Raw genomic sequence first — 26,221 nt, forward strand, 5'->3', positions numbered from 1 at the left:
CTACCGCGTGACCTTCCTGGCCGGCGCGGTGATCGCGGCCGTGGCGGCGGCGCTGGCCGCCGCGCTGGTGCGCTCGCGCAACCGCGAGCTGGGCGGACACGGCGACACGCCGGCCGGCCACTGAGGCGTCGCGGGCGCGCCACGTCTTTTGAATTATTTACGATCGGCCCGCGCGGCCGGGAGTAATCTGGCGACGCCCCTCCACCGGACAGGAAGCGCCGCCATGACATTTCTCGCCAGCGCCCATCTGCTGCGCCATCGCGACGGCCACGAGGCCCGCGTCACCTTTGTCGAGCTGTTCTTCGACCTAGTCTATGTCTTTGCCGTGACGCAGCTGTCGCACAGCCTGCTGCACGACCTGACCCTGATGGGCGCGCTGCACACGCTGGTGCTGTGGTTCGCGGTGTGGCTGGGCTGGCAATACACCTGCTGGGTCACCAACTGGTTCGATCCCGACGCGGTGCCGATGCGGCTGATGCTGTTCGCGGTGATGCTGGCCGGGCTGGTGGCGGCGGCGGTGCTGCCGGGCGCCTTCGGCGAGAGCGGGCTGGTCTTCGCTATCTGCTACGTGCTGATCCAGGTGGGCCGCACTCTGTTCGTGGTGCTGCACCTGGGGCCGTCGCATCCGCTGGCGCCGAACTTCCGCCGCATGCTGGGCTGGCTGTGCATCTCGGCGGTGTTCTGGATCGCCGGCGGCCTGTCCTCGGGCGATACGCGGCTGGCGTTGTGGATCGTGGCGGTGGCCTGCGAATACCTGTCGCCCATGGCCGGCTTCTGGCTGCCCGGCATGGGCCGCTCCAGCACCCGCGAGTGGACCATCGAGGGCGGCCACCTGGCCGAACGCTGCCAGCTGTTCGTGATCGTGGCGCTGGGCGAGACGCTGCTGATCACCGGCGCCACGCTGGGCGAGCACCCGCACTGGGACGCGCCCACGCTGATCGCGCTGCTGGCCGCGTTCCTGGGCACGGCGGCGATGTGGTGGGTGTACTTCGACACCAGCAGCAAGGACGGCAGCGAGGCCATCGCGCACCACGCCGATCCGGGTCGGGTCGGGGCCTACTTCCACTACGTGCACGTGATCCTGATCGCCGGCGTGATCGTCTCGGCGGTGGCCAACGAACTGGTCATCCTGCATCCGGACGGCCGCATCGTCACGGCGGCCGCCGCCGCGCTGCTCGGCGGCCCGGCGCTGTACCTGCTGGGCAACGGCATCTACAAGACGGTGGTGTATGGCCGTTTCCCGCTGTCGCACGTGATCGGGCTGGCGCTGCTGGCGGCGCTGGCGCCGATCGCGTTCGTCACCGACAACCTGATGGTCGGGGGCCTGACGACGCTGATCATGATGCTGGTGGCCGGGTGGGAAAGCGTGTCGCGGCGGCGGATGCGGGCGGCGCACTAAGGGCGTCACCCCCGCTTGCCGAACACCGACTTGGGCGCGCGGCCATGGAAACGGGTGAAGGCGGCGCTGAAGTTGGCCGGATGGCGATAGCCCACCTGATAGGCCGCCTGCGCCACCTGGCAACCGCCTTCCAGCAATTCCCAGGCGCGCCGCATGCGCATGCCGGTCAGCAGCCGCATGGGGCTGTCGCCGTATAGCGCGCGAAAGCCCTGCTTGAGCTTGAACTCGTTCAGCCCGGTCGCCAGGCACAGGTACTGCACCGTCAGTTCGCGATCCATCTGTTCGCGCATCAGCGCATGGGCCCGCTCCAGCCGGGCGATGTCGGCCTGGCTGAACCGGCCCGCCGCTGGCGTCGGCGCCAGCGCGCGCAACTGGCGCGACAGCAGCGTCAACGCCTTGATGTGGGTGTCCAGCGGGTCGCTGGCCCGCGCCAGCTCGGCCGCGACGGCGGCAAGGTCGGCGCTGGTGCGGCCCTGCGCCAGCCGCCGCAGGCCGCCGGCGCCGAACAACGCCTCGGCCTGGGCCTCGCCGGCATAGCGGCGCAGCGCCGCCTCGCCCACCAGCAGGCGCAGTTGCGAGACGGTGCTGCCGCCCAGGTAGCGGCGCTCGCCCAGGTGACGGCGAAACGCTGTCACCGTGGTCTGGCCACCGCGGAAATCCAGCTCGGCGCCATCGGCGCCGCGATAGGCCGAGACCCCGCCCAGGGCCAGCGTGATGACCAGCGTGCGCCCACCATGCGCGGCGGCGTTCTCCTCGATCAGGTCGCGCACGGGGGTGTATTGCGAATGCACTAGGGCCAGGCCCTCGCCCAGGTCCAGGCGGTCGGCCACGCACTCGCCCAGATCCGCCGGCAGCGCCAGCCGCGACCAGCCGGGACGGGCGGCCGGACCGGGTTGGGCGAGCGTGGCGGAGATGCGCAGGGACATGGTTTCGACGGCGGATGACGGGTGGCGGGACGGGGCCGGGATGGCGTCGGGACGGGGGCCAGGAATCGGCCCGGGCGCGGATGCGCCGGAATGCATACGAATCCATCCGGTTCGCATATGAATGCTAATGATATTCGTTCGCATAAGAAAATACCATCTTCGGGACGGCGCCGCGCGTTCGGCCGCCGTGACTGCTTGCACAGGAATCCCGATGAATCGCCCTCTTCCCCACCCTCGCGCCGCCTGGGTTGTGCTGTGGCTTTGCGCCACGCCCGCCGCGCTGGCGCAGACCGCCGCGCAACTGCCCGCCATCACCGTCACCGCCGACAAGCAGGAACGCGCCCTCGAATCGCTGCCCGGCAGCCTGTCGGTGTTCGACGGCGACATGCTCGAAAGCCAGGGCGTCGTCGACCTGGCGGGCCTGCAGCGCATCACGCCCGGCCTGACGTTCCAGCCGTTCGGCCAGGCCGGCGTCAATGCGGCCGTGATGCGCGGCCTGTCGGCCAACTTCTTTTCGTTCTCGACCTCGACCCTGCTGGTGGTGGACGGCGTGCCCACGCTGATGGCGCAGGGCTTCGACGACCAGTTGCTGGACATCGACCGCGTCGAAGTGCTGCGCGGCCCGCAATCGGCGCTCTATGGCCGCAACGCGGAAGCCGGCGTCATCAACGTCCATACCCGCCAGCCGGGCGACAGCCTGCGCGGCAGCGTCTCCACCACCGTGGGCAGCCGCGACCTGCGCATGCTGCGCTTCGACCTGAGCGGGCCGATCATCGACGACACGCTCTACGCCAGCGTGGCCGGCGCCTGGCGCGGCCAGGACGGCTTCATCGACAACACCTACACCGGCCGGCGCGAGGACGACCGCGAACTGCGCAACGGCAAGCTGGCGCTGCGCTGGACGCCGTCGGCGCGCACCGACGCCACCTTGCGCTATGCGCAGATCAACTACCGCGACGGCGCCGCGCTGTGGGGCTCGCCCACGGCCTCGCGCGCCACCGTGGCGTCCGGCACGCCGAGCTGGAACCGGTCCATCGGCCGCAGCGCGTCGCTGTCGCTGCGCCACGATCTGGACGGCGGCCTGCGCCTGACGTCGGTGACGGCCTGGAACGACCTGCGCGACCGCGTGCAGCAGGACACCGATTTCCAGCCCGCCGACCTGCTGCACATCGCCCGCGACCACCATTTCCGCAATCTGTCGCAGGAGCTGCGGCTGGAGGGCGCGCTGGGCCGCGCCCACTGGCTGGCGGGGCTGTACGCCGACGGCGACGACCATGACCTGCGCAACACCCAGAAGATGCCGCGCGGCCTGACCGAAAGCGTGGTGCGGCTGCGCGGCCAGTCCGGCGCCGCCTTCACCCACTGGACCGTGCCGCTGGCCGAGCGCTGGACCCTGGAGGCCGGCGCCCGCGTCGAGCGCGACGCCGTGCGCTTCACGCCGCAAGGCGACAGCGCGCGCCGCGCCGACTGGACCCGCGTCACGCCCAAGCTGGCGCTGCAATACGCCTTCGCGCCGCGCCAGCAGGTCTACGCCTCGGTCGCGGATGGCTTTCGCGCCGGCGGCTACAACGTGTTTTCGCCGGCCGCCGACTACGCCGCCTACCAGCCGGAAACGCTGCGCGCGTACGAGATCGGCGCCAAGGGCTGGCTGCCCGGCAACCGCCTGCGCTACGCCGCCGCGTTCTACGTGATGACGGTCGACAACATGCAGGTGCAGCAGATGCCGCTGCCGGGCCTGGTGTACGTCACCAACGCCGCGTCGGCGCGTTCGATCGGGGCGGAATTCGAGCTCGAATACCTGCTGGGCCAGGGCTGGTCGTTGCAGACCGGATTGGGCTTGAACCGCACCCGCTTCAGCCACTTCCGCGATGGCGCCAACGACTACAGCGGCAACCAGAACCCGTTCGCGCCGCGCCTGAACGGCCACCTGACCGCGCGCTACGACGCCCCCGCCGGCTGGTACGCACAGGCCTCGCTCAGCGGCACCGGCCCGGTCTATCTGGACGCCGCCAACCGCTACCGCCGCAACGGCTACGCGCTGGTCAACCTGGCGGCCGGCGTCACCGTGCGGCAGGTCGAGATCGCCGCCTACGTCAACAACCTCGCCAACCGCCGCTACGACGCGGTGGGCTACCAGAACGGCATCGTCACCGTCTACAGCCCGCCGCGCGAAGTGGGCCTGCGCCTGACCTGGCGCCTTTGAACCGCATCCCAAGGAACCCGCCATGCCGACTTCCCCCCTGCCCCTGCAACGCTATTGGGACCTGGCCGCCGCGCCGGTCGAAACCGCCGCGCTCGACGCCGCCCTGGAACTGGGCCTGTTCGCGCACCTGCTGGCGCCGGCCAGCGCCGCGCAAATCGCGCAGGCGCTGGCGCTGCGCCCCGCCGCCGCCGAGCACCTGCTGGACATGCTGTGGAGCCTGCGCCTGCTGCACCGCATCGCCGGCGCGCCGCCGCTCTACCGCTGCGCGGCCACCGCGCGCGACCACTTCGTGGCGGGACGCCCCCACTACTGCGGCGACGCCTGGCGCTACCGGCGCCGCTCGCTGGCGCAGTCCGGCGAGCAGCTGGCGCAACGGCTGCGCCAGGATCCCGCCGCCGCACTGGCCACCCCGGCCGCCCCGTCCGAGGCCGGCGCATGGGCCAACGCGGCGCGCGTGCAGATCGGCCAGGAGCAACGCGCCCTGGCCGTGGCGGCGGCGCGCGAGGCGGTCGCGTGCGTGCCCGGCGCCGATGCGGCCCGCCGCATCCTCGACCTGGGCGGCGGTCCGGGCCTGATCGGCATCGCGCTGGTGCAGGACCGCCCGCACGCCAGCGGCGTGGTGTTCGACTGGCCCGAGACCGCCGCCGTGGCGCGCGAGAACATCGCCGCCGCCGGGCTGGCGGAGCGCATGGCGGCCGTGGGCGGCGACCTGGCCACGGCCGATATCGGCGCCGGCTACGACCTGATCTGGTGCTCGTCGGTGCTGCATTTCGTGCCCGACGCCGCCGCCGCGATCCGCAAGATGCACGATGCGCTGGCGCCGGGCGGCCTGCTGGTGATGGCGCACGCCGAAATCCCGGATGACGCCGAGGCCGCCGCGCGCGTGCTGCGCTATTACCTGCCGATGCTGCTGCTGGGCCGGCGCGTCACGCGCCAGGGGGAACTGGCCGACGCGCTGCGCGCCGCCGGCTTCGCCGAGGTGCGCGGCTTCGACGCCGACCGCTTTCCGCTGGCGCCGCTGCATGTGCTGTCGGCGCGCCGGGCCGCGCCATGACGCCGCGCCTGCGCCACGGCCTGGCCCAGGCCCTGTTCGGCTGGCTCAACCTGGCGCTGACCGCGCCGGGTGTCTATCTGTGGCTGGGCCTGCCGCTGGTGCTGCGCCAGCACGGCTGGTCCGGCACCGCCATCGGCCTGTTCCAGCTGGCCAGCCTGCCGACCGTGTTCAAGTTCCTGCTGGCGATGCCGCTGGACCGGCGCGGCGCCAGCCGTGGCGGTTATCGGCGCTGGACGGTGGCGCTGCTGCTGGCCTACGCCGCCGTGCTGCTGGCGCTGGGCTGGCGCGACCTGTTGAACGATGGCGCCATGCTGTTCGCGCTGGCGGCCGCCGCCGCGCTGGCCGGCACCTGGGCCGACGTGCCCGTCAACGCGTTGGCGATCCGCGTGTTGCCCGCGGCTGGCCGCGCCTCGGCGGGTGGCATCCGCTCGATGGCGTTGTGCCTGGGCGCGATCGTTGGCGGCGGCCTGATGCTGCTGGCGCAGGCGCGCTGGGGCTGGCAGGCGCCGTTCCTGATCATGGCCGGCGCGCTGGCGCTGGGCGCGGCGCTGACCTTGCTGCTGCGGGAAACCATGGACGCCATGCATGCCGAGCGTGCCAACGACGATGCGGTCGCCCCGCGCGATGCACACGTCGACATGGCCTTCGCATCGACGCGGGATGACGCACAGGGGCAACCCTGCGCGCCCCTGCCCGCCGCCGGCGCTACCTCGACCACGCGCCAGGCCATCGCTTACCTGCGCCTGCCCGCGAGCCGCCACTGGCTGCCGCTGCTGGCCCTGCTGTTCCCCTTCATCGGCGCCGGCTGGTTCTATCTGAAGCCGCTGCTGCTGGACCAGGGGCTGGCGCCGCAACGCGTGGCCTGGCTGGTCGGCGTCGCGGGCGGCGCGATCGGCGCCGTGGCCAGCATCGCGGGCGCGCGGCTGCTCAAGCGCCTGGGCGCGGGCCGCGCGGTGCGGCTGCACGCCGGCGCCGGGGCCGCCGCGTTGCTGGCGTTGACGCTGGCAATCGGCCTGAACGCGGCGCCGGCCGTGCTGGCGGCCTGCGCCATGATGGTGGCGGCAGCCATGGGCGCCACCGCCGCCTTGGCGTTCGGCCTGATGATGTCGCACGCGCGGCCGGGCCTGCAGGCGCTGGACTACGGCATCCAGTCCAGCCTGTTCGCACTGACGCGCATCGCCGCGCCGCTGGCGGCCGGGATCCTGCTCGATGTGGCCGGTCCGGTCGCGATGCTGGCGACGTTGACGGCGGGCGCGGCGGCCGTGCTGGCGCTGGCTTGGCGGCGGGCGGCCGCGCTGCCGGGATAAGGACTTGCGTTACCGGGCCTCGCGCGCTCAATCCTGAAAGGCGCCCCCCGCGCCAGCCATCGGGCGCCCTGCCGCCGCCCTCAACCGCCCGGCCGGTGCTCGGCCAGCACCGCGCTCATCGACTGCGCCGCGCCCTGCAGCACCGGCACCGCGCGCAGCAGGTCGTCGAGCATCAGCCGCGCGGTGGGCGCGTGGCACGCCACCGCCGCCACCACGCGGTCCTGCGCGTCGCGCACCGGCACCGCCACCGCGCTCATGCCGCGCACGAACTCCTCGTTGTCGATGCCGATGCCGCGCGTGGCCAGCCGTTCCAGTTCGTCTTCGAGCCGCGCCGGGTCGGTCAGCGTGCGCGGCGTGTTGCGCGTCAGCGGCAGGCGCGCCAGCACCCGGCCGCGCTCCAGCCGGCTCATCGACGCCAGAAACAGCTTGCCGCTGGCGGTGCAATGCATCGGCACGTGGCTGCCGACCGCGAAGAACAGGCGCAGCGGTTCGGTGGTCTCGACCCGCTCCATGTAGATCACCTGGTCGCCGTCGGGCGCGGTGAGATTGCAGGTTTCACCCAGCTTGCCGACCAGCTGCGCCAGCACCGCGCGGCAGGCGCGCGTGAAGGCCGAGGCGTGCAGCGTGGACAGCGCCAGCGCGGTGGCCTGCGGCCCCGGCACGAAACCGTTTTCAGTGGGCGTGGCGGCGACGAAACCGGCGCGCTGCATCGACGCCAGCAAGCGCATCAAGGTGGACTTGGGCATATCCAGGCGCTGCGCCAGTTGCGCCAGCGTGGGCGGATGCTGGGCGCGGGCCAGGTAGTCCAGCACCAGCAGCGCGCGCAGCGAGCGCGAGGCATCCTGCGGTTCGTCGGCGTCGGGCGTCCGCGCCGATGCTGCACTGCGATTTTGAAACCGAAGATCCATGTTCTGTGCCATTTCGCCGTTCCCGCGCTTGCCGCGCTTTCTTTCCCGTGGCGGCTTCCTAGAATCGCCACAGATACGGAACCTTTGCGCGTCGCCGCGCCCCCTCGCATCAGGCCAGTATATAAGTGCCCGGCGGCGCGGCAAGCAGGGTAAACGCGCCGTCCGGACGAGGGACTCCCCGCGTCACGGCACGGCCAGGCCAAGGAGGAAACAGACATGTCCGATGCCGTGGACTACATCGTGGTGGGGGCCGGTTCCGCCGGCTGCGTGCTGGCGAACCGCTTGAGCGCCAGCGGCCAGCACAGCGTGTGCCTGCTGGAGGCGGGGCCGCCGGACCGCTCGCCGTGGATCCACATCCCCATCGGCTACGGCAAGACCATGTTTCACAAGGTGCTGAACTGGGGCTACTACACCGAGCCCGACCCCAACATGCTGAACCGCCGCATCTACTGGCCGCGCGGCCGCACGCTGGGCGGCTCCAGCGCCATCAACGGCCTGATCTACATCCGCGGCCAGCGGCGCGACTACGACGACTGGGCCGCCGCCGGCAACCCCGGCTGGAGCTGGGACGACTGCCTGCCCTACTTCCGCAAGCTGGAAAACAATGATCTCGGCGCGGGCGCCACGCGCGGCACCGAGGGGCCGCTGAACGCCACCTCCATCAAGACGCCGCATCCGCTGGTCGAAGGCCTGATCGGCGCCGCCGGCGCGCTCGGCCTGCCGCATGTGCGCGACTTCAATACCGGCGACCAGGAAGGCGTGGGCTACTACCAGCTGACCACCCGCAACGGCCGCCGCTGCTCCACCGCCGTGGCCTACCTGCGTCCGGCGCGCGGCCGCGCCAACCTGCGGGTGGAGACCGGCGCGCACGCCATGGCGATCCTGTTCGAGGGCAGCCGCGCCTGCGGCGTGCGCTATCGCCAGGACGGCCAGGTGCGCACCCTGCGCGCCCGCCGCGAGGTGATCCTGTGCGCCGGCGCGCTGCAATCGCCGCAACTGCTGCAACTGTCGGGCGTGGGCCCGGCCGCGCTGCTGCGCCGCTTCGGCATCGGCGTGGTGCGCGACCTGCCAGGCGTGGGCGAGAACCTGCAGGACCACCTGCAGATCCGCCTCATCTACGAGACGCGCCGGCCCATCACCACCAACGACCAGCTGCGCACGCTGCACGGCCGCGCCGCGATGGGGCTGCAATGGCTGCTGTTCCGCGGCGGGCCGCTGGCGGTGGGCATCAACCAGGGCGGCCTGTTCTGCCGCGTCGATCCGGCCAGCGCCACGCCCGACACGCAATTCCATTTCGCCACGCTGTCGGCCGACATGGCCGGCGGCAAGGTGCATCCGTTCTCGGGCTGCACCTATTCGGTGTGCCAGCTGCGGCCGTCCTCGCGCGGCACCGTGCAATTGCGCAGCGCCGATCCGTTCGAGGCGCCCGCCATGCAGCCCAACTACCTGTCCACCGAGCTGGACCGGCGCATGACGGTGGCAGCGGTCAAGTACGCGCGCCGGCTGGCCGCCACCGAACCGCTGGCCGGCCTGATGAAGCGCGAATTCCGGCCCGGGCCCGAGGTGCAGGGCGACGACGAGATCCTGCATTTCTGCCGCGAGTACGGCGCCACCATCTTCCACCCGTCGGGCACCGCGAAGATGGGCCCGCGCGCAGACCCCCTGGCGGTGGTCGACGAGCGCCTGCGGGTGCACGGCGTGAGCGGGCTGCGGGTGGTGGATTGCTCCATCATGCCGACGCTGGTCTCGGGCAACACCAACGTGCCGGTGGTGATGCTGGCCGAGCGCGCGGCCGATTTCATCCTGCAGGACCTGCACGCGGCGCGGCCGCGCGTCCAGGCGCAGCCGGTATTGCAACAGGCGGCATGACATGAGCTGACCGCAACCCGCGGAGCGGCGCCGCAGAGCGCCGCCCGCTTCCCCCAAAGGAGACAGGCATGGCCAAGCAGAACGAAACCGCGGTGCGCAAAGTCGTCGCCGCGTCGCTGATCGGCGCCACCATCGAGTGGTACGACTTCTTCCTGTACGGCGTGGTCGCCGGCATCGTGTTCAACAAGCTGTACTTCCCCACTGGCGACCCGCTGGTCTCGACCATGCTGGCCTACACCACCTTCGCGGTGGGCTTCATCACCCGCCCGCTGGGCGGGCTGGTGTTCGGCCATTTCGGCGACCGCATCGGCCGGAAAAGCATGCTGGTGATGACGCTGATGATCATGGGCGTGTCGACCTTCCTGATCGGCCTGGTGCCCACCTATGACAGCATCGGCATCTGGGCGCCGATCCTGCTGCTGCTGTTGCGCGTGTTCCAGGGCATCGGCCTGGGCGGCGAATGGGGCGGCGCGGTGCTGATGGCCTACGAATACGCCCCGCCCGAAAAGAAGGGCTACTACGCCTCGCTGCCGCAGATCGGCCTGGCGATCGGCCTGTGCCTGGCGTCCGGCACGGTGGCGCTGCTGTCGACGCTGCTGACCGACGAGCAGTTCATGGCCTGGGGCTGGCGCCTGGCGTTCCTGGCCTCGGCCGCGATGGTCGGGGTCGGCATGTACATCCGCCTGAACATCAAGGAAACGCCCGAGTTCGCCGCGGTCAAGCGCGACAACGCCGAAAGCCGCATCCCGTTCATGGACATGATCCGCCGCTATCCCGGCAACGTCGCCAAGGGCATGGGCGCGCGCTACATCGACGGCGTGTTCTTCAACGTCTTCGGCGTGTTCTCGATCTCGTACCTGACCCAGACGCTGCAGATCACCCGCACCGAAGCATTGACCGGGGTGATGGCGGCGGCGCTGGTGATGTGCTTCACCATCCCCTACTTCGGCCGGCTGTCCGACCGCATCGGCCGCACCCGCGTGTATTTCTGGGGCTCGCTGATCACGGCGGTGGCGGCCTTCCCCGGCTTCTGGCTGATGCTCAACAGCCAGGGCAGCGTGATGCTGGTGTGGCTGGCCATCATCATTCCGTTCGGCATCTTCTACGCCGCCGTCTACGGGCCGGAGGCGGCCCTGTTCTGCGAGCTGTTCGACGCCAAGGTGCGCTACACCGGCATCTCGTTCGTCTACCAGTTCTCGGGCATCTTCGCCTCGGGCATCACGCCCATCATCGCCACCGCGCTGCTCAAGACCGGCAATGGCCAGCCATGGCTGATCTGCCTGTACGTGCTGTTCTCGGGCGTGGTGTCGGCCCTGTGCGTGTGGCTGATCGGACGCGGCGGGCGCAGCGCCGCGCAGGATGGCGCGGCGCCGCCGGCGGGCGCCAACCTGCGCAAGGCCTAGGCGCTTGCACCGCGCGAGCGGCCGGCGCTCAGCCGCGCGCCGACGGCAGCCAGCCGCCGCCCAGCGCCTTGAACAGCGTCGCCAATGCCGCCTGCCGCTGCGTCGCCACCTCGATGTACGACAGCTGGTCGGCATAGGCGCGGCGCTGCGCATCCAGGTAGCGCAGGTGGCTGTCGACCCCGCCGCGATAGCGCGCCTCGGACAGCTGCATGGCCTGCGCGCTGGACTGCGTCAACGCCAGCCGCGAAGCCTCCTCGCGCCGCAGCGTGTCGGTGGCGGCAAGCGCGTCGGCCACCTCGCGGAAGGCCGACTGCACGGTCTTCTCGTACTGCGCCACGGCAATGTCCTTGCGCGCGTTGGCCAGGTCCAGGTTGGCGGTATTGCGGCCGCCGGCGAAGATCGGCAGCGTGATCTGCGGCGCGAACGACCAGGCGCGCTGGCCCGAGTCGAACAGATTCGACAGCTCGGCGCTGGAGCTGCCGAACATGCCGGTCAGCGAAATGCTCGGAAAGAACGCCGCCCGCGCCGCGCCGATGCTGGCGTTGCGCGATTGCAGCTGGTGTTCGGCCGCCAGGATGTCGGGCCGCCGCTCCAGCAATTCGGACGGCGCCCCGGCGGCGATCTCCTGCACCAGCATCGGCCCCTCGGCCAGCCCCTTGGGCAGGAACGGCCCCAGGTCGCCCACGCCCACCAGCAGCGCCAGCGCATTGCCGGCCTGGCGCGCTTCGCGGTCGATGCGCTCCAGGTCGGCGCGCGCCTGTTCGGCCAGGCCCAGCGCTTCCTGGTAGTCGAGCGCCGTGGCCGAGCCGGCCTGGCGCCGCTTGGCGGTCAGACCGAGCGAGGCCTCGCGGCTTTCCAGGGTCTGGCGCGTGACCTGCAGGCGGCGCAGCGCGCTGTCGCGCGCCAGGTAGGCCTGGATCACTTCGGCCACCAGGCTGATCTGGGCGCTGCGGGCCGTGGCCTCGGTGGCCAGGTATTCCTGCAACGCCGCGTCCGACAGGCTGCGCACGCGGCCGAACAGGTCGATCTCGAAAGACGTCAGGCCGATGCCCGCCTGGTAATTGCTCTGCACGCCGGCGCTGCCGCTGCTGTTCAGGTCGCCCGGCACCCGCTGGCGCGTGCCGCTGCCCTGCGCGTTGATGCCCGGCAGGCGGTCGGCGCGCTGCACCCGGTACTGGGCCCGCGCCGCCTCGATGTTCAGCAGCGCCTGGCGCAGGTCGCGGTTGTTGTCCAGCGCCAGCGTCACCAGCCGGCGCAGGCCGTCGTCGGTGACGAACGACTGCCAGTCCAGCGTGGCGGCGGCCGACGGCGCGCCCCCCGCCGCGGGCGCGTTCCAGGTCGTGGGCACGGGCGCCTCGGGCCGCTGGTAGGTCGGCGCCATCGAGCAGCCGGCCAGGACGGCGGCCAGGACCGCGGCGGCCAGCCGCGAGAAGATAAAAGTCGGTTTCATCAGATTCACTCCTGCGTCGCGGCGGCGGCGGCCGGCGTTGCCGCCCGCTTGGCCTTGATCCACGACAGCACCCACACGAAAAACACCGGCACGAAGATCACCCCCAGCAGGGTCGCGCTCAACATGCCGCCGATCACGCCCACGCCCAGCGCGCGCTGGCTGGCGCCGCCGGCCCCGCTGGCCAGCGCCAGCGGCACCACGCCCAGGATGAAGGCCAGCGAGGTCATCACGATCGGCCGGAAGCGCAGCTTGGCCGCCTCGACCGCGGCGTCGATCAGCGTGTGGCCCTGCTCGCGCAGGCTCTTGGCGAACTCCACGATCAGGATGGCGTTCTTGGCGGCCAGGCCGATGATGGTGATCAGGCCGACCTTGAAGTACACGTCGTTGGGCATGCCCAGCACCGTCACCGCCAGCACCGAGCCGAGCGCGCCGATCGGCACGATCAGCATCACCGAGGCCGGAATGGCCCAGCTTTCGTACAGCGCCACCATCAGCAGGAACACCACCAGGAACGCCAGCGCGAACAGCATCGGAGCCTGCGCGCCGGCGAACTTCTCCTGCAGCGACAGCCCGGTCCACTGGTAGCCGATGCCGGCCGGCAACTCCGAGGCGATGCGCTCGATCTCGGCCATGGCCTCGCCGGTGCTGTGGCCCGGCCGGGCGTCGCCCGCGATCTTGAACGACGGATAGCCGTTGTAGCGCGAGATCTGCACCGGCCCGTTCTCCCAGCGGGTCTGGACGAAGGCGGACAGCGGCACCATGCCGCCCGACTTGTTGGGCACGTTCAGCTGCAGCACGCTTTCGGGCGTCATGCGGTCGCGCACGTCGGCCTGCACCACCACGCGCTGCAGGCGGCCGGCATTGGCGAAGTCGTTCACCGTGGCCGAGCCGTAGGCCGACGAGATGGCGGTATTGATCACGTCGAAGCCCACGCCCAGCGCCTCGGCCTTCTGCCGGTCGATGTCCAGGCGCAGCTGCGGCGCATCGGCCAGGCCTTCCATCATGGCGTAGGCGATCACCGGCGAGCTGTTGGCCTTGGTCAGCAGCTCGTCGCGCGCCGCCGTCAGCGCCGCCCGGCCCACGCCGCCGCGATCCTGCAGGCGCAGCGCGAAGCCGCCCGAATTGCCCAGGCCCTCGATGGGCGGCGGGTTGACGGCCATGACCGCGCCGTCGTCGATCGCCGCGAAGCGGCCGTTGACGCTGTCGGCCACGTCATTGGCCGATTGGCCCTTGCCGCGTTCGGACCAGTCCTTCAGGGTCGGGAAAGCGATGCCCGCGTTCTGGCCGGTGCCCGAGAAGCTGAAGCCCATCACGGTGAAGGCGTCGCCCATGGCGTCCAGCGACATCAGGTGCTGCTCGACATCCGCCACCACCTTGTCGGTGCGCAGATGGGTCGCGCCCGGCGGCAGCTGCATGTCGACGATGACGTAGCCCTGGTCTTCCGGCGGCACGAACGATTCCGGCAGGCGCGCGTACAGCACGCCCAGCATCGCCACGATGGCGCCGTAGACCACCATGTAGCGCCCGGTGCGGCGCACCAGCCGCGAATTGAGCGCCTCGAAGCGGCTGGTCAGGCGCGTGAAGAAGCGGTTGAAGGCGCCGAAGAAGCCGCGCTTCTCCTCGTGATGCCCCTTGGGGATCGGCTTGAGGAAGGTGGCGCACAGCGCCGGCGTGAAGGTCAGCGCCAGGAAGCCCGAGAACAGGATCGACACCGCCAGCGACAACGAGAACTGGCGGTAGATCACGCCCACCGAGCCGCTCATGAAGGCCAGCGGCAGGAACACGGCCGCCAGCACCATGGTGATGCCGACGATGGCGCCCGACACCTGGCCCATGGCCTTGATGGTGGCCTCGCGCGGCGACAGCCCTTCCTCGGCCATGATGCGCTCGACGTTCTCGACCACCACGATGGCGTCGTCCACCAGGATGCCGATGGCCAGCACCATGCCGAACATGGTCATCATGTTGACCGAGAAGCCCAGCACCGACATCACCGCGAACGTGCCCAGCAGGCAGACCGGCACCACAATGGCCGGAATCAGCGTGTAGCGCACGTTCTGCAGGAACAGGAACATCACCAGGAACACCAGCACCATGGCTTCCAGCAGCGTGTGCACCACCTTCTCGATGGCCACGCTGACAAAGCGCGAGGTGTCGAACGGCACCGAATAGGCGACGTCCTCGGGGAACGAGGCCGACAGCTCCTGCAGGCGCGCCTTGACGGACTTGACCGTGTCGATGGCGTTGGCGCCCGGCGCCAGCTGCACCGCCGCGCCCACCGCCTTGCGACCGTTCAGGCGGGTCTCGAAGTCATAGCTCTGGCGCCCGACCTCCATGCGCGCCACGTCGGCCAGCCGCACCGACGAGCCGTCGGCGTTGGCGCGCAGCACGATGCGGCCAAATTCCTCGGGCGTGTCCAGCGTGCCCTTGACCGCCAGCGTGGCGGTCAGCTCCTGCTCGGGCGAACCGGGGCGGCTGCCGAAGCTGCCGGCCGGCACCTGCACGTTCTGCGCGGCAATAGCGGCATTGACGTCGGCCACCGACAGGCCCACGCCGAGCAGCTTCTGCGGGTCGATCCAGACCCGCATGGCCGCCTCGGCGCCGAAGAACTGCACCTTGCCCACGCCGTCGACGCGGCGGATCTCATTGTTGACGTGGCGCGCGGCGTAGTCGGACAGGCCCACCACGTCCTTGCCGGCGTCCTCGCCCTTGTAGGTCAGGGCGTAGATCATCAGGAAGTTGGAGCTGGCCTGCTCGACCTGCAGGCCCTGCTGCGTCACGGCCGTGGGCAGGCGCGCCTCGGCCTTCTTGATGCGGTTCTGCACGTCCACCTGCGCCAGCGCCGGATCGGTGCCGGGCTGGAAGGTGACGGTGATCTCGGCGCTGCCGCTGGAGCTGCTGGACGACTCGTAGTACAGCATGTGCTTGGCGCCGTTCAGTTCCTCCTCGATGACGCTGGTCACCGAGTCCACCAGGGTGCTGGCGGACGCGCCGGGATAGGTCGCGTTGATGGTCACCTGGGGCGGCGCCACCACCGGGAACTGCGCCACCGGCAGCGAGGGAATCGCCAGCAGGCCGGCGAGCGAGATGAAGAGAGCCACCACCCACGCGAATTTGGGGCGGTCGATGAAAAACCTGGACATGATCTATCCTCGGAAGGATGAGCGGCGCAGGGAGACCGGCCGCCGCAACGGCCGGCCCTGCGGGCAAGAGGAAGGAAGGGGCGACATGGCCATCAGTGCCGCGCCACGGCGTCCGCGACCGGCGCGGCCGCGACCTTGTCGGCCTGCGGCACCAGCGTCACGCTGACCTTCTGGCCGGGCACGGCGGCGCTCACGCCGCCGACGATGACGCGGTCGCCGGCCGCCAGGCCTTCGACGATGTGCCAGTCGGCGCCGCGCATGGTGCCGGTGCGCACGGCGCGCGTCTCGACCACGTCGTCCGGGCCCGCCACCAGCACCTGCGGCTTGCCGTCGGTGCTGCGCACCACCGCGCGCTGCGGCACCAGGATGGCGTCGGGGTCCACGCCCTGGCGGGTCTGCACCCGCACATACATGCCCGGCAGCAGCAGCACGTCGGGATTGGCGAACTCGCCGCGCAGCGACACCTGACCGGTGCCGCGGTCCACCGCGATATCCGAGAACAGCAGGCGGCCATTGCGGCTGCGGTCGGTGCCGTCGATGCTGATGGAGATGGCGGCGCCCTCTTCCTGGCCCAGCTCGCCGGTCTGCATGGCGGTGCGCGTGCGCAGCATGTCGGCCACCGGCTGGGTGAAGTCGACGTAGATGGGATCGAGCTGCTGGACCTTGGCCATCACGGTGGCCTCGTTCTGGCCCACCAGCGCGCCCTCGGTGACCTGGGCGCGGCCGATGCGGCCCGAGATCGGCGCCTTGACGGTGGCGTAGTCCAGGTTCAGGCGCGCGGTCTCGACGTCGGCCTGGGCCGAGCGGCGCGCGGCCTGGGCGCTCTTGAGCGCCGCGGTGGCGGTGTCGAAGTCCTGCTGGCTGACGGCCTCGATCTTGACCAGCGGGGTATAGCGCCGCACCACCGCCTGGGCCTCGGACAGCGCGGCCTCGGATTTGGCCAGGTCGCCCTCGGCGCGCGACAGGGCCGCCTTGAACGGCGCCGGGTCGATACGGAACAGCACGTCGCCGGCCTTGACGTCGGCGCCTTCCTCGAACTCGCGGCTGAGCACGATGCCGGCCACCCGCGCCCGCACCTCGGCCACCCGCACCGGCTCGACCCGGCCCGGCAGCGAACTGGCCAGCGTGTAGCGCTGTGGCTGCACCGCCACTGCCTGCACGGCGCGGGGCTCGGCGGCGGCGGTCGGCCCGGCCTCGCCGCCGCAACCGGCCAACAGAACGGCGGCGGCCGCCACCGCGACAGGCCAACGCCAGGGTTGATGCTTGCTCATTTCGATACCTCCCGCCCACGGCGTCTTGAACTCAATAAGAGTCGAATGGTATCTTGAAGATCATTTTGAATCAATAATGATTCATTTAATTCTGTTAAGTACCTTTTGAGTGCTTAACAACTCTTAACTTGTCAATTTTGCGAAAATTTGCGCAAATTGAATCGCTTATGCTCCAATAGCTATCCCATGAGCGGAACAATGAGGAAGGAAACGCGATGTCTGAGGATATCGGGCACGAACGGCTGTTGATTGCGCTGGCCCAGGCGATGGTCGACCACCCCCGCGGCACCTTGCAGGAACTGGCCAAGGCGGTGGGGGTGAGCAAGGCGACGCTGTACCGCTTCTGTCAGACGCGCGATCAGCTGGTGACGCGGCTGATGACGCACGGCGCGCAGGTCATGAAGCAGACGCTGGCCGATTCCCGGCTGGACGCCGCGCCGCCGCGCGAGGCCTTGCGCAACCTGATCGAACAGCACCTGGCGCACAAGGAATTGACGGTCTTCCTGATGTACAACTGGAAGCCCGACATGGAGATGCAGCCGGACATCATGGACAGCTGGTCCGGCTACCAGGAAACGCTGGACGCGTTCTTCCTGCGCGGCCAGCGCGAAGGCGCGTTCCGCGTCGACGTGACGGCGGCGGCGCTGACCGAATTGCTGATCACGGTGATCACCAGCATGGTGGACGCCGAACGCCGCGGCCGCATCGCGCGGCTGGGCATCGCCGGCGTGGCCGAACAGATCCTGCTGCACGGCATCAGCGCCGAACCGGCGCCGGCGGCGCGCTGAAAGCGCCCCGCCCAGGCGTCACCAGGCCTGCCGCCTGACAGGCCCCGGCGCCAGACCCGCGAAGGCGCCAGGCGCGACATCTGCGCGCTCCCCGCCCTTCGCCGGAATTCAGCCCGCCGCGACCGGACGGCCGTGGAACGGATAGTTGGGATCGTTGTAGCCGTGGGTCGAGGCGTGGCCCGGCGTGACCCAGCTGTCCACCAGCGCCTCGTCCTCGGGCGTGATCGTGACATCCAGCGCCGCGTAGTAGTCGTCCATCTGCGCCAGCGTGCGCGGGCCGGCGATGACGCCGGTCACCACCGGATTGGCCAGCACCCAGGCGGTGGCGAAATGGCCCGGCTGCACGCCACGGGCGGCGCTGTGCTCGACCAGCCGCTGCGCGATCTGCAGCGACTCTTCACGGAACTCGGTGGCCAGGATGCGGCGGTCGCCGCGCCCGGCGCGGGTGTCGGCGGCCGGCGCCTGGCCCGGCAGGTACTTGCCGGTGAGCACGCCGCGCGCGATCGGGCTGTACGGCACCACGCCCAGGCCGTAGTGCTGGCAGGCCGGCAGGATCTCGACCTCGGGGCCGCGATTGAGCATGTTGTAGTACGGCTGGCACACCACCGGCTGCGGCACGCCCAGCTTTTCGCACAGGCGCAGGGTTTCGGCGATGCGCCAGCCGCGGAAGTTCGACAGCCCGAAGCTGCGCAGCTTGCCGGCGCGGATCAGGTCGCCCAGCGCCCACAGCGCCTCTTCCAGGTTTTCCTCGTGGTAGTCGCGGTGCAGGTACAGGATGTCGAGGAAATCCGTGCCCAGGCGCGCCAGGCTCTGCTCGACGCCGCGGATCAGCCACTGGCGCGAATAGTGCGACTGGTTCGGGCCCTTGCCCACCACGTTGCCGATCTTGCTGGCCAGCACCCAGTCGTGGCGCTGTCCTTGCAGCAACTTGCCCACCACTTCCTCGGAACGGCCGTCGTTGTAGACGTCGGCGGTGTCGATGAAGTTCAGGCCGTGGTCGCGCGCGGACGCGACGATGCGCGCGGCCTCGTCGTCGGGCGTCTGCTCGCCGAACATCATGGTGCCCAGGCACAGGGGCGATACGCGAAGATTGCTTGATCCGAGACGGCGGTAGTTCATGGCGAAATCCTTGGTCGGCGCGCGAGGTGCGCGGGGAAAGCGTGACAGGAAGCGAAGCGATGCGGCGCGCCCGGGGCGCGGCGGGCAAAGGGGCATGTTGCCAGAAGCCGGCCGGCGCGCCGCTGAAAATCCCTGCGCCCGGCAGGGAATCCACCCACGGCGCGTCAGGCCGGCGGGGCGTCCACCGCCGCCAGGATCTTGCCGAACAGCGCGTCGGCATGCGCCGAATCGAGCCAGCGCACGATCACCACCAGCTTGCGCTCGGGCTCGACCCAGGTGAACGAACTGCCCGCGCCGACGCCGAAGAAGCTGGACGCCGGCACGCTCGGAAACACGCGGCCCTCGTGGTTCAGCCAGATCAGATAGCCATAGTACGGCGCGATCGCGCAAGGCTGGCGCATGGCGGCGATCCACTCGGGCGACAGCACCTGGCGGCCGTCGGCCGCGCGGCCCTGGTTCAGCAGCATCTGGCCGATCAGCGCCTGGTCGCGCGCGCTGATCGACATGCCGCCGCCCCAGTGCGAGCCGCCCGGCACCGACGGCATGCGCTGGCCGTCGATCTCGACCCAGGCGTTGTCGTAGCCGACCCATTGCCAGTTCTCGCTGGCGCCCAGCGGCCGCGTGACGGCCTCGCGGAACACCTCGGGCAAGGGCCTGCGGAACAGGTGCAGCAGCGCATATGACAGCTGGTTGATGCGCACGTCGTTGTATTCCCAGTACGCGCCGGGACGCTGCAAGGGCCGCGCATCGCCCTTCTTGCCGTCCGGCGGCACGCCGAAGGTGACGGCGCGGTAGCGGTCGGCCTGGTCGGACACGCCGAAGCGCTCGCCCTCCCATTCGCTGGTCTGCTGCAGCAGATGGCGCCAGGTGATGTCGGCGTTCTGTCCATGATCGAAGCCGATGCCCGGCACGCGCTTGCCGACGGGCTCGTCGACGTCGGGCAGCAGGCCGCGGTCGTGCGCCAGGCCGGCCAGGATCGCCAGGTACAGCTTGGCCACGCTGAACGTCAGGTCGGCGCGCTCGGGCTCGCCCCAGGCCGCCAGCGTCTGGCCGTCGCGCACCACCACGCCCGACACCGGGCCGCGGTCGTGGATCGGGCCCAGCAGCCGGTTCCACGGCGGCGGATCGTTCTGGTGCACCCCGAAGACCCCGTCGACGCTGCGGTCCCAGGCGGTTTCGTGGTCGTTGGCGAACTGGATCGCCTGCTGCATGAGCGCGTTCATTGCATTCCCTTGTCTTGTCGTTGGCCGATGGCTGATCGCTGATGGCGCTAGCGAGTATATCCATCCCCGCCGCGCCGCCAACGCCGGCGCAGCCATCCGGCCGCGATATGGCCGCCGGCAATAAGCAACGCGGGAATCAATCGTTGGCGCGCGCCGCCGCGGCCGGTAGAGTCCAACGCCCCACATTCCCGGACCACATTGCCGCCTCATGCCTGATCGCTTCACCCCCTTCGCTTCGCGTGCCCCGCGCGCGCCCTCGTCCGCCCCGCGCGGCGCCCGTGCGCGCCTGGGCGCCGCATTGCTGGCCCTGGCCGCCTGGAGCGGCGCCGCCCACGCCGAATCGCGCGTCATCCGCGTCGTCGTGCCGTACGGCACCGGCGCGGTGCAGGACACCATCGCCCGCGCCATCACCGACGAACTGGGCCGCGCCCTGGACGCCTCCATCGTGGTCGAGAACCGCGCCGGCGCCGGCGGCACCGTCGGCACCGCGCAGGTGGCGCGCGCCGCCCCCGACGGCAACACGCTGGTGCTGGCCGCCGCCAGCCACCACATCGCCGGCTACCTGTACAAGAACCTGAGCTACGACCCCTACAAGGATTTCACCGGCGTCGCCTACCTGGGCAACACCGGCTACATCCTGCTGGCGTCCTCGACACTGAAGGTGGCCAACACCGCCGAATTCATCCAGGCCATCAAAGCCAGGCCCGACGCCTACGACTACGCCTCGGCCGGCAACGGCAGCGCCTCGCACCTGGGCATGGCCTCGCTGCTGGCCGCCGCCGGCGCGCGGATGCAGCACATCCCGATGAAGTCCACCGGCGACGCGGTGACCGAGCTGCTGGCCGGCCGGGTGCAGGCCGTCACCGCCGCCACCATCGGCGTCACCGGCTACCGCAACGATCCGCGCGTGACCTTCCTGGCGTACACCGGCAAGCAGCGCTCGCGCTTCGCCCCCGATCTGCCGACCGTGGCCGAAAGCGGCCTGCCCGGCTATGCCTTCGATTCGTGGCTGGGCCTGCTGGCCCCGGCGGGCATCGCGCCGGCCGAGCGCGACCGCATCAACGCCGCCGTCAATCAGGTGCTGGCCGATCCCAAGGTGCAGGCGCGCCTGGCGGCGCTGGGCGTGGAGGCAGAAGCCAAGTCGCCGGCCCAGTTCCAGGATCTGTTGAAAGCGGATTGGGACGCCACCGGCGGCCTGGTGACCGCGTCCGGCGCCCGCGTCGAATAAAGCGCCAAGCGCGATGTCCCTGGCGCGCCGCCCGCGGCGGCCGCCAGGCCGGGACAGGCCCGGCTAGCGCTGGCGCACGCCTTCCAGGAACATGTCGGTGATGAAGTCGGCCAGCGCCTCGCGCTCCTCGGCGTTGGGCTCGCGGCGCGTGAAGCGCTCGATCACGCCCATGAACGCGTGCGACAGCCATTCCGGCGGAATGTCCTTGCGGAACACGCCGGCGCGCTGATCGATGCGCACATTCTCGGAAATCATCTCGACCAGCTCGTCCTTGAGCGCCTCGGCCGCGTCGACCTGAAAGAAGCCGATGCGCGTGAGATTCGGGTCCTCCTGCAGGATCGCCAGCCAGTTGCTCACGCCGCGGCGCACTCGCACCTCGACCGGCAGATCCTGGTCGTCGGACAGCCGCGCCTGGCAAACCTCCTGCCGCAGGCGCTGCGCGAACATGCCCACCAGTTCGTCGTAGGCCGCCTGCTTGCCGGCGAAGTACTGGTAAAAAACCGGTTGCGTCACCCCCGCGCGGGCAACAATATCGCTGATCCGGGTGTGCTGGAATCCGCGCTCGGCGAACTCCGCCGCCGCGACTTCCAGAAGTTGCAACCGGGTGCGCTCACCTTTCGTCAAACGCCTTTCTTGCGGTACAGATGGGGGTAGTGCCGTCGTCATCGCGTGAAAATACTATCCTTCCAGTCTTTTTGCCATACATTCCTGCATACATAGAAACCCTATGCCCCGACTGTCGCGCCTGCTCCACGCTTTCTGCGCCGCCACGCTCCTGTCGGCCCTGCCGGGCTGTGTACCTTACCCCACTTACAAGACCCTGCAGCCGCGCGCGGCCATCACGGTGCAGGACGAGACCGGGCAACCGCTGGCGAATGCCCGCGTGGTGCTGATCGCCGGGGCCTATCCCTACGGCTACGACCGCTACCGCGTCGAGCAACGCACCGGCGCCGACGGCCGGGCCGGCTTCGAGGCGCGCCACGAATGGCGCGTGGAGGTGCTGGCGATCCATGGCTCGGAACTGTTCTTCTGGAACTGGTGCGTCGAAAAACCCGGCTACGAGACCTACGCCACCCACGACCGCAATGCCGACGCTTTCGACCCCAAGGCGGTCGTCCAGCTCAAGCCCGGGGTGTCGCAAACTTGCGACAATCCCAATGCTTCGCCCTTCATGCGCGAGACCCGTCCAACCTCCTGAAATCACTTGAAATCTTCGTAATTCTTGACACAACTATTGCGCCGTGGCGGCAGTACAGTACGGTATCGCCGGTCGCCGCAGCACGTGGACGCCCGGCGGCTCAGGAGCAAGATCATGAAGCGGTTTACAGGTCGTATGGTCGGCGTCGCGCTGGCACTGGCCTTGGCAAGTTCCCCCGCGCTGGCGGGCGGCTATCGTGGCGGGTATCACCATCACCACGGCGGTGGCGGCGGCAGCGGCTGGTGGATCGGCGGCGCGGTCGCGCTGGCGGCCACCGGGCTGATCCTGGCGGCCAACAATTCCGGTCCGAGCTATGTGCAGACCGGCGTCTACGCCCCGGGCGTGGCCTACTACCCGCCGCCGGTGTACGCGGCGCCCGTCTATGAAGCGCCGCCGGTGTATGCCGCGCCGCCGGTCTACCAGGCTCCGGCCCAGTACGCCCCGGTGCAGTACGAGCCGGCCGCGCCCGTCAACAAAGCCCAGGCCAGCGCCTCGGCCGACTGCCAGCACTGGGCCATGAACCAGAGCGGCTATGACCCGGCGACCATTTCGCAATGGACCACCCAGGTCATGGTGGACACCTACAACCGCGCGCTCGATTCCTGCATGAACAGCCGCGGCTACCGGGCCAACTGACAACCATCGCGCCCACCGCGCGTCACCACGGGAGGAGCTCCGCCAGGGCCTCCTCCCTTTTGTTTTCACGGCAGCGGGCGATCCGCCCCCAGACGGACCTCAACCGCGCCGGCCACCCCAGCCGCGCCAGGCGAAAAACGCCCCGGCCAGCAGGGCCAGCACGGCCGGCAGCACCCAGACGAAGCCGCTGTCGGTATAGACGACCCCGTCGACCGGATCGTAGTAGCGGCCCAGCTCGTTGAAATCCCACTTCAGGTACTGCTCGTACCAGAGCCAGAAGCAGAACGCCGACACCGCCAGCGACACCACCGCCCCGACCCGCGCCAGCAGGCGCCCGCGACCGGTGCCGGCGATCAGGCGCCAGGCCGACAGCACGCCGGCCGCCACGGCCACCAGCACCAGCCAATCGCCGACGTTAAAGCCCATCGCCCGCCTCCAGCCGCGCCAGGCAGGCCGCGGCCTCCGTCCATTGCCATTCGCTGAAGACGCGCACGCCGGCATCGGCCAGCAATTGCGCGGTCACGCCCACGCCCGGCTGGCGCTGGCCGGAAAAACTGCCGTCGTAGACATAGCCGCTGCCACAGGACGGGCTGCCTTCCTTGAGCACCGCGATGCGGATGCCGCGCTCGCGCGCCGCCGCCAACGCCAGCTGCGCCCCATGCACGAACGGCACGGTGGCGTCCTCGCCCGACACCGCCATCACGCGGGCGCGGCCGCCCAGCACGGCGGCGGCATCGGCGCCCGGCTCGATCTCGGCCGGCGGGCGCGGGATCGGCATGCCGCCCGCCACCTCCGGACAGACCGGCACGATCCGCCCTTCATCGCGCCAGCGGGCCAGCACCTCGTGGTCGCGCGGCGCGGAACGGCCGTCGTAACGCACGGGGTGGCCCAACAGACAGGCGCTGATCAAAACGTATTGCATGTGAACCAGAACTCCCGGAGCCTTCGACAGCTCCCTTGAATTGCGAACAGGCCCTAGACCACGGTGCCGAACAAGGCGCCGACGCCGGCCGTCGCCGCCATCGCCAGCGCGCCCAATATCGTCACGCGCAGCGCCGCCGGCCCCTTGGGCGCGCCCCCGGCGCCTGCCGCCAGGGCCCCCAGACAGGCCAGACAGGCGACCGACGCGCCGATCACCCAGCCGATCAGCTGCGGCAGCGGCGCCACCGCGGCCACCGCCAGCGGCAACGCGGCGCCGCCGGCGAACGAAGCGGCCGAGGCCACCGCCGCCTGCACCGGCCGGGCGCGGTTGTGGATCGAGATGCCGAGTTCGTCGCGCGCATGCGCATCGAGCGCGTCATGGCGCGTCAACTGCCGCGCCACCTGCTCGGCCAGGTCGCGCGACAGGCCGCGCTCGACATAGATCTCGACCAGTTCCTCCAGTTCTTCGCCCGAGTTGCGCTTGAGCGAGCGCTGCTCCAGCCGCAGGTCGGCGGCCTCGGTGTCGGCCTGCGACCGAACCGAGACGTATTCGCCCGCCGCCATCGACAGCGCGCCGGCCACCAGGCCGGCCAGGCCCGAGGTCAGGATGGCGCCGTGCCCGGCCTGCGCCGCCGCTACGCCGGTGATGAGGCTGGCGGTCGAGACGATGCCGTCGTTGGCGCCGAGCACGGCGGCGCGCAGCCAGTTGCTGCGGAAAATCCGGTGATGTTCTTTGGAAGGCATTGCCGTGGACCCGTTCAAGGCGCGACAAAGCTGGCGGCGGACGGCCGCCGCCAGCGGCTCAACGCGGCGTCACGCGCACCGCGGTGAGCAAGCCTATCACGCAAAGGGTGGCCTGTTCGCCCTCGTAGGCATGCACTTCGACCTGGCAGATCGACAGGCGCTTGCCCGGCTTGACCACGCGGCCGCTGGCCACGTAGCGCTCGCCTTTGGCGGGCGCCAGGAAGTTCATCTTGAACTCCGAGGTCAGCACGTCCTCGCCCGGCTGGAACAGGCTGAAGGCGGCATAGCCGCCGGCCGAATCGGCGATGGTGGTGGAGATGCCGGCGTGCAGGAAGCCGTTCTGCTGGCACAGGTCGGCGCGGTACGGCAGCACGATGTCCACCCTGCCCGGCTCGACCACGTCTAGGCTGGCGCCGAGCAGCCGCATGATGCTCTGCCGCTCGAAGCTCGCCTGGACCCGCCCGGCCGGATCGACGCAAGTCGCGGGCGCGGCCATGTCAGTCCTGGTCGCGCTTGACCAGGTTGACGATGCTGGAGAAGTCCAGCCGGCCCGAGCCGCCCGCGCTGTGCAGCGAGTACAGGTTGCGCGCCAGCTCGCCCAGCGGGATCGAGGCGCGCGCCGACAGCGCCGCCTCGGCCGCCAGGCCCAGGTCCTTGAGCATCAGGTCGACGCCAAAGCCGCCGGCGTAGCCCTTGGAGGCCGGGGCGTGTTCCATCACGCCGGGCCACGGGTTGTACAGCTCGGTGGCCCAGTTGCGGCCCGAGCTCTTGGCGATGATGTCCGACAGCACCTTGGGATCGAGGCCGTTGGCCACGCCCAGCGCCAGCGCCTCGGAGGTGCCGGCCATGAGGATGCCGAGCAGCATGTTGTTGCAGATCTTGGCGACCTGGCCGGCGCCCGCCGGCCCCGCGTGGAAGATGTTCTTGCCCATCTTTTCCAGCACCGGGCGGGCGCGCTCCAGCGCGGCGGTCTGGCCGCCGACGATGAAGGTCAGCGTGCCCGCGGCCGCGCCGCCGGTGCCGCCGGAGACCGGCGCGTCGATCATGGCGATGCCGCGCACCTCGGCCGCCTGCGCCACCTTGCGGGCCGAGTCCGGCGCGATGGTGCTGCACTCGATGACGAGCGCGCTGGACGGGATCTTGCCCAGCAGGTCCTGGTCCAGGTACAGGCCTTCGACGTGCTTGCTGGCCGGCAACATCGAGATCACCACCTCGGCGCCCTTGACCGCTTCGGCGGCCGACGCCGCCGACTTGGCGCCCACATCGGTCAAGACCTTGACCGCCGCCGGCACCAGGTCGAAGACCGTCAGGCTGTGGCCGGCCTTGACCAGATTCAGCGCCATGGGCGAGCCCATGTTGCCCAAACCGATAAACGCGATACTGCTCATGATGTCCTGTCTCCTGTTGCTATTGCTGTAGGTGTGAAATCAG

At 70.3% G+C, this 26,221-nt stretch carries 23 protein-coding genes; 10 read left to right on the forward strand and 13 right to left on the reverse strand.

The annotated features are described in order from the left end of the window. Positions 1-223 precede the first annotated feature (223 nt). Positions 224-1,399 carry a low temperature requirement protein A gene (locus tag H0523_RS15275; RefSeq protein ID WP_054431197.1) on the forward strand — a complete coding sequence of 392 codons (1,176 nt, stop codon included), beginning with the start codon at positions 224-226 and terminating at the stop codon, positions 1,397-1,399. Positions 1,400-1,404: 5 nt separating this feature from the next. On the opposite strand, the gene H0523_RS15280 is transcribed toward H0523_RS15275, so the two are convergent. Next, positions 1,405-2,325: a helix-turn-helix domain-containing protein gene (locus H0523_RS15280; protein ID WP_054460746.1), complete on the reverse strand. Its 921-nt coding sequence runs from the start codon at positions 2,323-2,325 to the stop codon at positions 1,405-1,407. A 211-nt stretch (positions 2,326-2,536) separates the two neighbouring features. On the opposite strand from H0523_RS15280, the gene H0523_RS15285 reads away from it, so the two are divergent. From H0523_RS15285 to H0523_RS15295, 3 genes are read left to right on the forward strand one after another with little or no spacing between them, the layout of a single operon-like run. Next, positions 2,537-4,528, forward strand: a complete 1,992-nt coding sequence (locus H0523_RS15285) for a TonB-dependent receptor (protein ID WP_054431195.1) — start codon at positions 2,537-2,539, stop codon at positions 4,526-4,528. Positions 4,529-4,550: 22 nt separating this feature from the next. After that, positions 4,551-5,582, forward strand: a complete 1,032-nt coding sequence (locus H0523_RS15290) for a class I SAM-dependent methyltransferase (RefSeq protein WP_054431193.1) — start codon at positions 4,551-4,553, stop codon at positions 5,580-5,582. Continuing rightward, positions 5,579-6,889 (forward strand): MFS transporter, encoded by a 1,311-nt coding sequence (locus H0523_RS15295; protein ID WP_054431191.1) that lies wholly within the window; start codon positions 5,579-5,581, stop codon positions 6,887-6,889. The genes H0523_RS15290 and H0523_RS15295 overlap by 4 nt, the downstream gene beginning before the upstream one ends. 80 nt (positions 6,890-6,969) lie before the next feature. Here H0523_RS15295 and H0523_RS15300 read toward each other — a convergent pair whose 3' ends face one another. Beyond that, positions 6,970-7,809: an IclR family transcriptional regulator gene (locus H0523_RS15300; protein ID WP_054431189.1), complete on the reverse strand. Its 840-nt coding sequence runs from the start codon at positions 7,807-7,809 to the stop codon at positions 6,970-6,972. Positions 7,810-8,013: 204 nt separating this feature from the next. Between H0523_RS15300 and H0523_RS15305 the strand changes: the two genes are divergently transcribed. Then, on the forward strand, positions 8,014-9,666 hold the full coding sequence (locus H0523_RS15305) for a GMC family oxidoreductase (RefSeq protein WP_054431187.1): 1,653 nt from the start codon (positions 8,014-8,016) through the stop codon (positions 9,664-9,666). Between the two features lie 68 nt (positions 9,667-9,734). Continuing rightward, on the forward strand, positions 9,735-11,069 hold the full coding sequence (locus H0523_RS15310; RefSeq protein WP_054431185.1) for an MFS transporter: 1,335 nt from the start codon (positions 9,735-9,737) through the stop codon (positions 11,067-11,069). Positions 11,070-11,097: 28 nt separating this feature from the next. On the opposite strand, the gene H0523_RS15315 is transcribed toward H0523_RS15310, so the two are convergent. The 3 genes from H0523_RS15315 to H0523_RS15325 form a co-directional block, all read right to left on the reverse strand. Continuing rightward, positions 11,098-12,519, reverse strand: coding sequence for an efflux transporter outer membrane subunit (locus tag H0523_RS15315; RefSeq protein WP_054431183.1), 1,422 nt, complete (start codon positions 12,517-12,519; stop codon positions 11,098-11,100). 5 nt (positions 12,520-12,524) lie between these two features. Next, positions 12,525-15,662: a multidrug efflux RND transporter permease subunit gene (locus H0523_RS15320; protein ID WP_054431181.1), complete on the reverse strand. Its 3,138-nt coding sequence runs from the start codon at positions 15,660-15,662 to the stop codon at positions 12,525-12,527. Between the two features lie 92 nt (positions 15,663-15,754). Beyond that, a complete protein-coding gene (locus H0523_RS15325) occupies positions 15,755-16,933 on the reverse strand; it encodes an efflux RND transporter periplasmic adaptor subunit (RefSeq protein ID WP_054431180.1) in 1,179 nt (392 codons plus the stop codon). Between the two features lie 215 nt (positions 16,934-17,148). Between H0523_RS15325 and H0523_RS15330 the strand changes: the two genes are divergently transcribed. Continuing rightward, on the forward strand, positions 17,149-17,721 hold the full coding sequence (locus H0523_RS15330) for a TetR/AcrR family transcriptional regulator (protein ID WP_054431178.1): 573 nt from the start codon (positions 17,149-17,151) through the stop codon (positions 17,719-17,721). 108 nt (positions 17,722-17,829) lie between these two features. On the opposite strand, the gene H0523_RS15335 is transcribed toward H0523_RS15330, so the two are convergent. Both H0523_RS15335 and H0523_RS15340 read right to left on the reverse strand, forming a co-directional pair. Continuing rightward, complete coding sequence (locus tag H0523_RS15335) at positions 17,830-18,840, reverse strand: aldo/keto reductase (protein WP_054431176.1); 1,011 nt, start codon at positions 18,838-18,840, stop codon at positions 17,830-17,832. Positions 18,841-19,004: 164 nt separating this feature from the next. Further along, on the reverse strand, positions 19,005-20,063 hold the full coding sequence (locus tag H0523_RS15340; RefSeq protein ID WP_054431174.1) for a serine hydrolase domain-containing protein: 1,059 nt from the start codon (positions 20,061-20,063) through the stop codon (positions 19,005-19,007). 208 nt (positions 20,064-20,271) lie between these two features. Between H0523_RS15340 and H0523_RS15345 the strand changes: the two genes are divergently transcribed. Continuing rightward, positions 20,272-21,291 (forward strand): tripartite tricarboxylate transporter substrate-binding protein, encoded by a 1,020-nt coding sequence (locus H0523_RS15345; RefSeq protein ID WP_231689876.1) that lies wholly within the window; start codon positions 20,272-20,274, stop codon positions 21,289-21,291. Between the two features lie 63 nt (positions 21,292-21,354). Here H0523_RS15345 and H0523_RS15350 read toward each other — a convergent pair whose 3' ends face one another. Continuing rightward, on the reverse strand, positions 21,355-21,915 hold the full coding sequence (locus H0523_RS15350; RefSeq protein ID WP_238924943.1) for a TetR/AcrR family transcriptional regulator: 561 nt from the start codon (positions 21,913-21,915) through the stop codon (positions 21,355-21,357). Between the two features lie 103 nt (positions 21,916-22,018). Here H0523_RS15350 and H0523_RS15355 point away from each other — a divergent pair, with 103 nt between their 5' ends. Together H0523_RS15355 and H0523_RS15360 are read left to right on the forward strand one after the other, a co-directional pair. Next, on the forward strand, positions 22,019-22,489 hold the full coding sequence (locus tag H0523_RS15355; RefSeq protein ID WP_054431171.1) for a hypothetical protein: 471 nt from the start codon (positions 22,019-22,021) through the stop codon (positions 22,487-22,489). Between the two features lie 114 nt (positions 22,490-22,603). Next, complete coding sequence (locus H0523_RS15360) at positions 22,604-23,125, forward strand: hypothetical protein (RefSeq protein ID WP_054431169.1); 522 nt, start codon at positions 22,604-22,606, stop codon at positions 23,123-23,125. Between the two features lie 99 nt (positions 23,126-23,224). Here the strand turns inward: H0523_RS15360 and H0523_RS15365 are convergent, their stop codons facing one another. From H0523_RS15365 to mmsB, 5 genes are read right to left on the reverse strand one after another with little or no spacing between them, the layout of a single operon-like run. Continuing rightward, positions 23,225-23,551 (reverse strand): hypothetical protein, encoded by a 327-nt coding sequence (locus tag H0523_RS15365; protein WP_054431167.1) that lies wholly within the window; start codon positions 23,549-23,551, stop codon positions 23,225-23,227. Continuing rightward, positions 23,541-24,047, reverse strand: a complete 507-nt coding sequence (locus H0523_RS15370; RefSeq protein ID WP_054431165.1) for a 2-thiouracil desulfurase family protein — start codon at positions 24,045-24,047, stop codon at positions 23,541-23,543. Before H0523_RS15370 ends, H0523_RS15365 begins: the two co-directional genes overlap by 11 nt. A gap of 53 nt (positions 24,048-24,100) precedes the next feature. Beyond that, positions 24,101-24,790, reverse strand: a complete 690-nt coding sequence (locus H0523_RS15375) for a VIT1/CCC1 transporter family protein (protein WP_054431163.1) — start codon at positions 24,788-24,790, stop codon at positions 24,101-24,103. Positions 24,791-24,848: 58 nt separating this feature from the next. After that, the gene (locus H0523_RS15380; protein WP_006385171.1) at positions 24,849-25,286 is read right to left on the reverse strand and encodes a PaaI family thioesterase; all 438 of its coding nucleotides are present in this window, start codon (positions 25,284-25,286) and stop codon (positions 24,849-24,851) included. Between the two features lies 1 nt (position 25,287). Next, positions 25,288-26,178: a 3-hydroxyisobutyrate dehydrogenase gene (gene mmsB / locus H0523_RS15385; protein WP_054431161.1), complete on the reverse strand. Its 891-nt coding sequence runs from the start codon at positions 26,176-26,178 to the stop codon at positions 25,288-25,290. Positions 26,179-26,221 lie beyond the last annotated feature (43 nt).

It is taken from the genome of Achromobacter insuavis (assembly GCF_902859645.1).
GTDB lineage: Bacteria > Pseudomonadota > Gammaproteobacteria > Burkholderiales > Burkholderiaceae_B > Achromobacter > Achromobacter insuavis.

Bases quoted from the DNA above. Each gene is read 5' to 3' on its own strand.
- H0523_RS15355 (WP_054431171.1), top strand. From the start codon at position 22,019: ATGCCCCGACTGTCGCGCCTGCTCCACGCTTTCTGCGCCGCCACGCTC.
- H0523_RS15345 (WP_231689876.1), top strand. From the start codon at position 20,272: ATGCCTGATCGCTTCACCCCCTTCGCTTCGCGTGCCCCGCGCGCGCCC.
- H0523_RS15340 (WP_054431174.1), bottom strand. From the start codon at position 20,063: ATGAACGCGCTCATGCAGCAGGCGATCCAGTTCGCCAACGACCACGAA.
- H0523_RS15310 (WP_054431185.1), top strand. From the start codon at position 9,735: ATGGCCAAGCAGAACGAAACCGCGGTGCGCAAAGTCGTCGCCGCGTCG.
- H0523_RS15280 (WP_054460746.1), bottom strand. From the start codon at position 2,325: ATGTCCCTGCGCATCTCCGCCACGCTCGCCCAACCCGGTCCGGCCGCC.
- H0523_RS15290 (WP_054431193.1), top strand. From the start codon at position 4,551: ATGCCGACTTCCCCCCTGCCCCTGCAACGCTATTGGGACCTGGCCGCC.
- H0523_RS15320 (WP_054431181.1), bottom strand. From the start codon at position 15,662: ATGTCCAGGTTTTTCATCGACCGCCCCAAATTCGCGTGGGTGGTGGCT.
- H0523_RS15275 (WP_054431197.1), top strand. From the start codon at position 224: ATGACATTTCTCGCCAGCGCCCATCTGCTGCGCCATCGCGACGGCCAC.
- H0523_RS15305 (WP_054431187.1), top strand. From the start codon at position 8,014: ATGTCCGATGCCGTGGACTACATCGTGGTGGGGGCCGGTTCCGCCGGC.
- H0523_RS15295 (WP_054431191.1), top strand. From the start codon at position 5,579: ATGACGCCGCGCCTGCGCCACGGCCTGGCCCAGGCCCTGTTCGGCTGG.
- mmsB (WP_054431161.1), bottom strand. From the start codon at position 26,178: ATGAGCAGTATCGCGTTTATCGGTTTGGGCAACATGGGCTCGCCCATG.
- H0523_RS15325 (WP_054431180.1), bottom strand. From the start codon at position 16,933: ATGAGCAAGCATCAACCCTGGCGTTGGCCTGTCGCGGTGGCGGCCGCC.
- H0523_RS15330 (WP_054431178.1), top strand. From the start codon at position 17,149: ATGTCTGAGGATATCGGGCACGAACGGCTGTTGATTGCGCTGGCCCAG.
- H0523_RS15360 (WP_054431169.1), top strand. From the start codon at position 22,604: ATGAAGCGGTTTACAGGTCGTATGGTCGGCGTCGCGCTGGCACTGGCC.
- H0523_RS15315 (WP_054431183.1), bottom strand. From the start codon at position 12,519: ATGAAACCGACTTTTATCTTCTCGCGGCTGGCCGCCGCGGTCCTGGCC.
- H0523_RS15300 (WP_054431189.1), bottom strand. From the start codon at position 7,809: ATGGCACAGAACATGGATCTTCGGTTTCAAAATCGCAGTGCAGCATCG.
- H0523_RS15375 (WP_054431163.1), bottom strand. From the start codon at position 24,790: ATGCCTTCCAAAGAACATCACCGGATTTTCCGCAGCAACTGGCTGCGC.
- H0523_RS15285 (WP_054431195.1), top strand. From the start codon at position 2,537: ATGAATCGCCCTCTTCCCCACCCTCGCGCCGCCTGGGTTGTGCTGTGG.
- H0523_RS15365 (WP_054431167.1), bottom strand. From the start codon at position 23,551: ATGGGCTTTAACGTCGGCGATTGGCTGGTGCTGGTGGCCGTGGCGGCC.
- H0523_RS15370 (WP_054431165.1), bottom strand. From the start codon at position 24,047: ATGCAATACGTTTTGATCAGCGCCTGTCTGTTGGGCCACCCCGTGCGT.
- H0523_RS15335 (WP_054431176.1), bottom strand. From the start codon at position 18,840: ATGAACTACCGCCGTCTCGGATCAAGCAATCTTCGCGTATCGCCCCTG.
- H0523_RS15380 (WP_006385171.1), bottom strand. From the start codon at position 25,286: ATGGCCGCGCCCGCGACTTGCGTCGATCCGGCCGGGCGGGTCCAGGCG.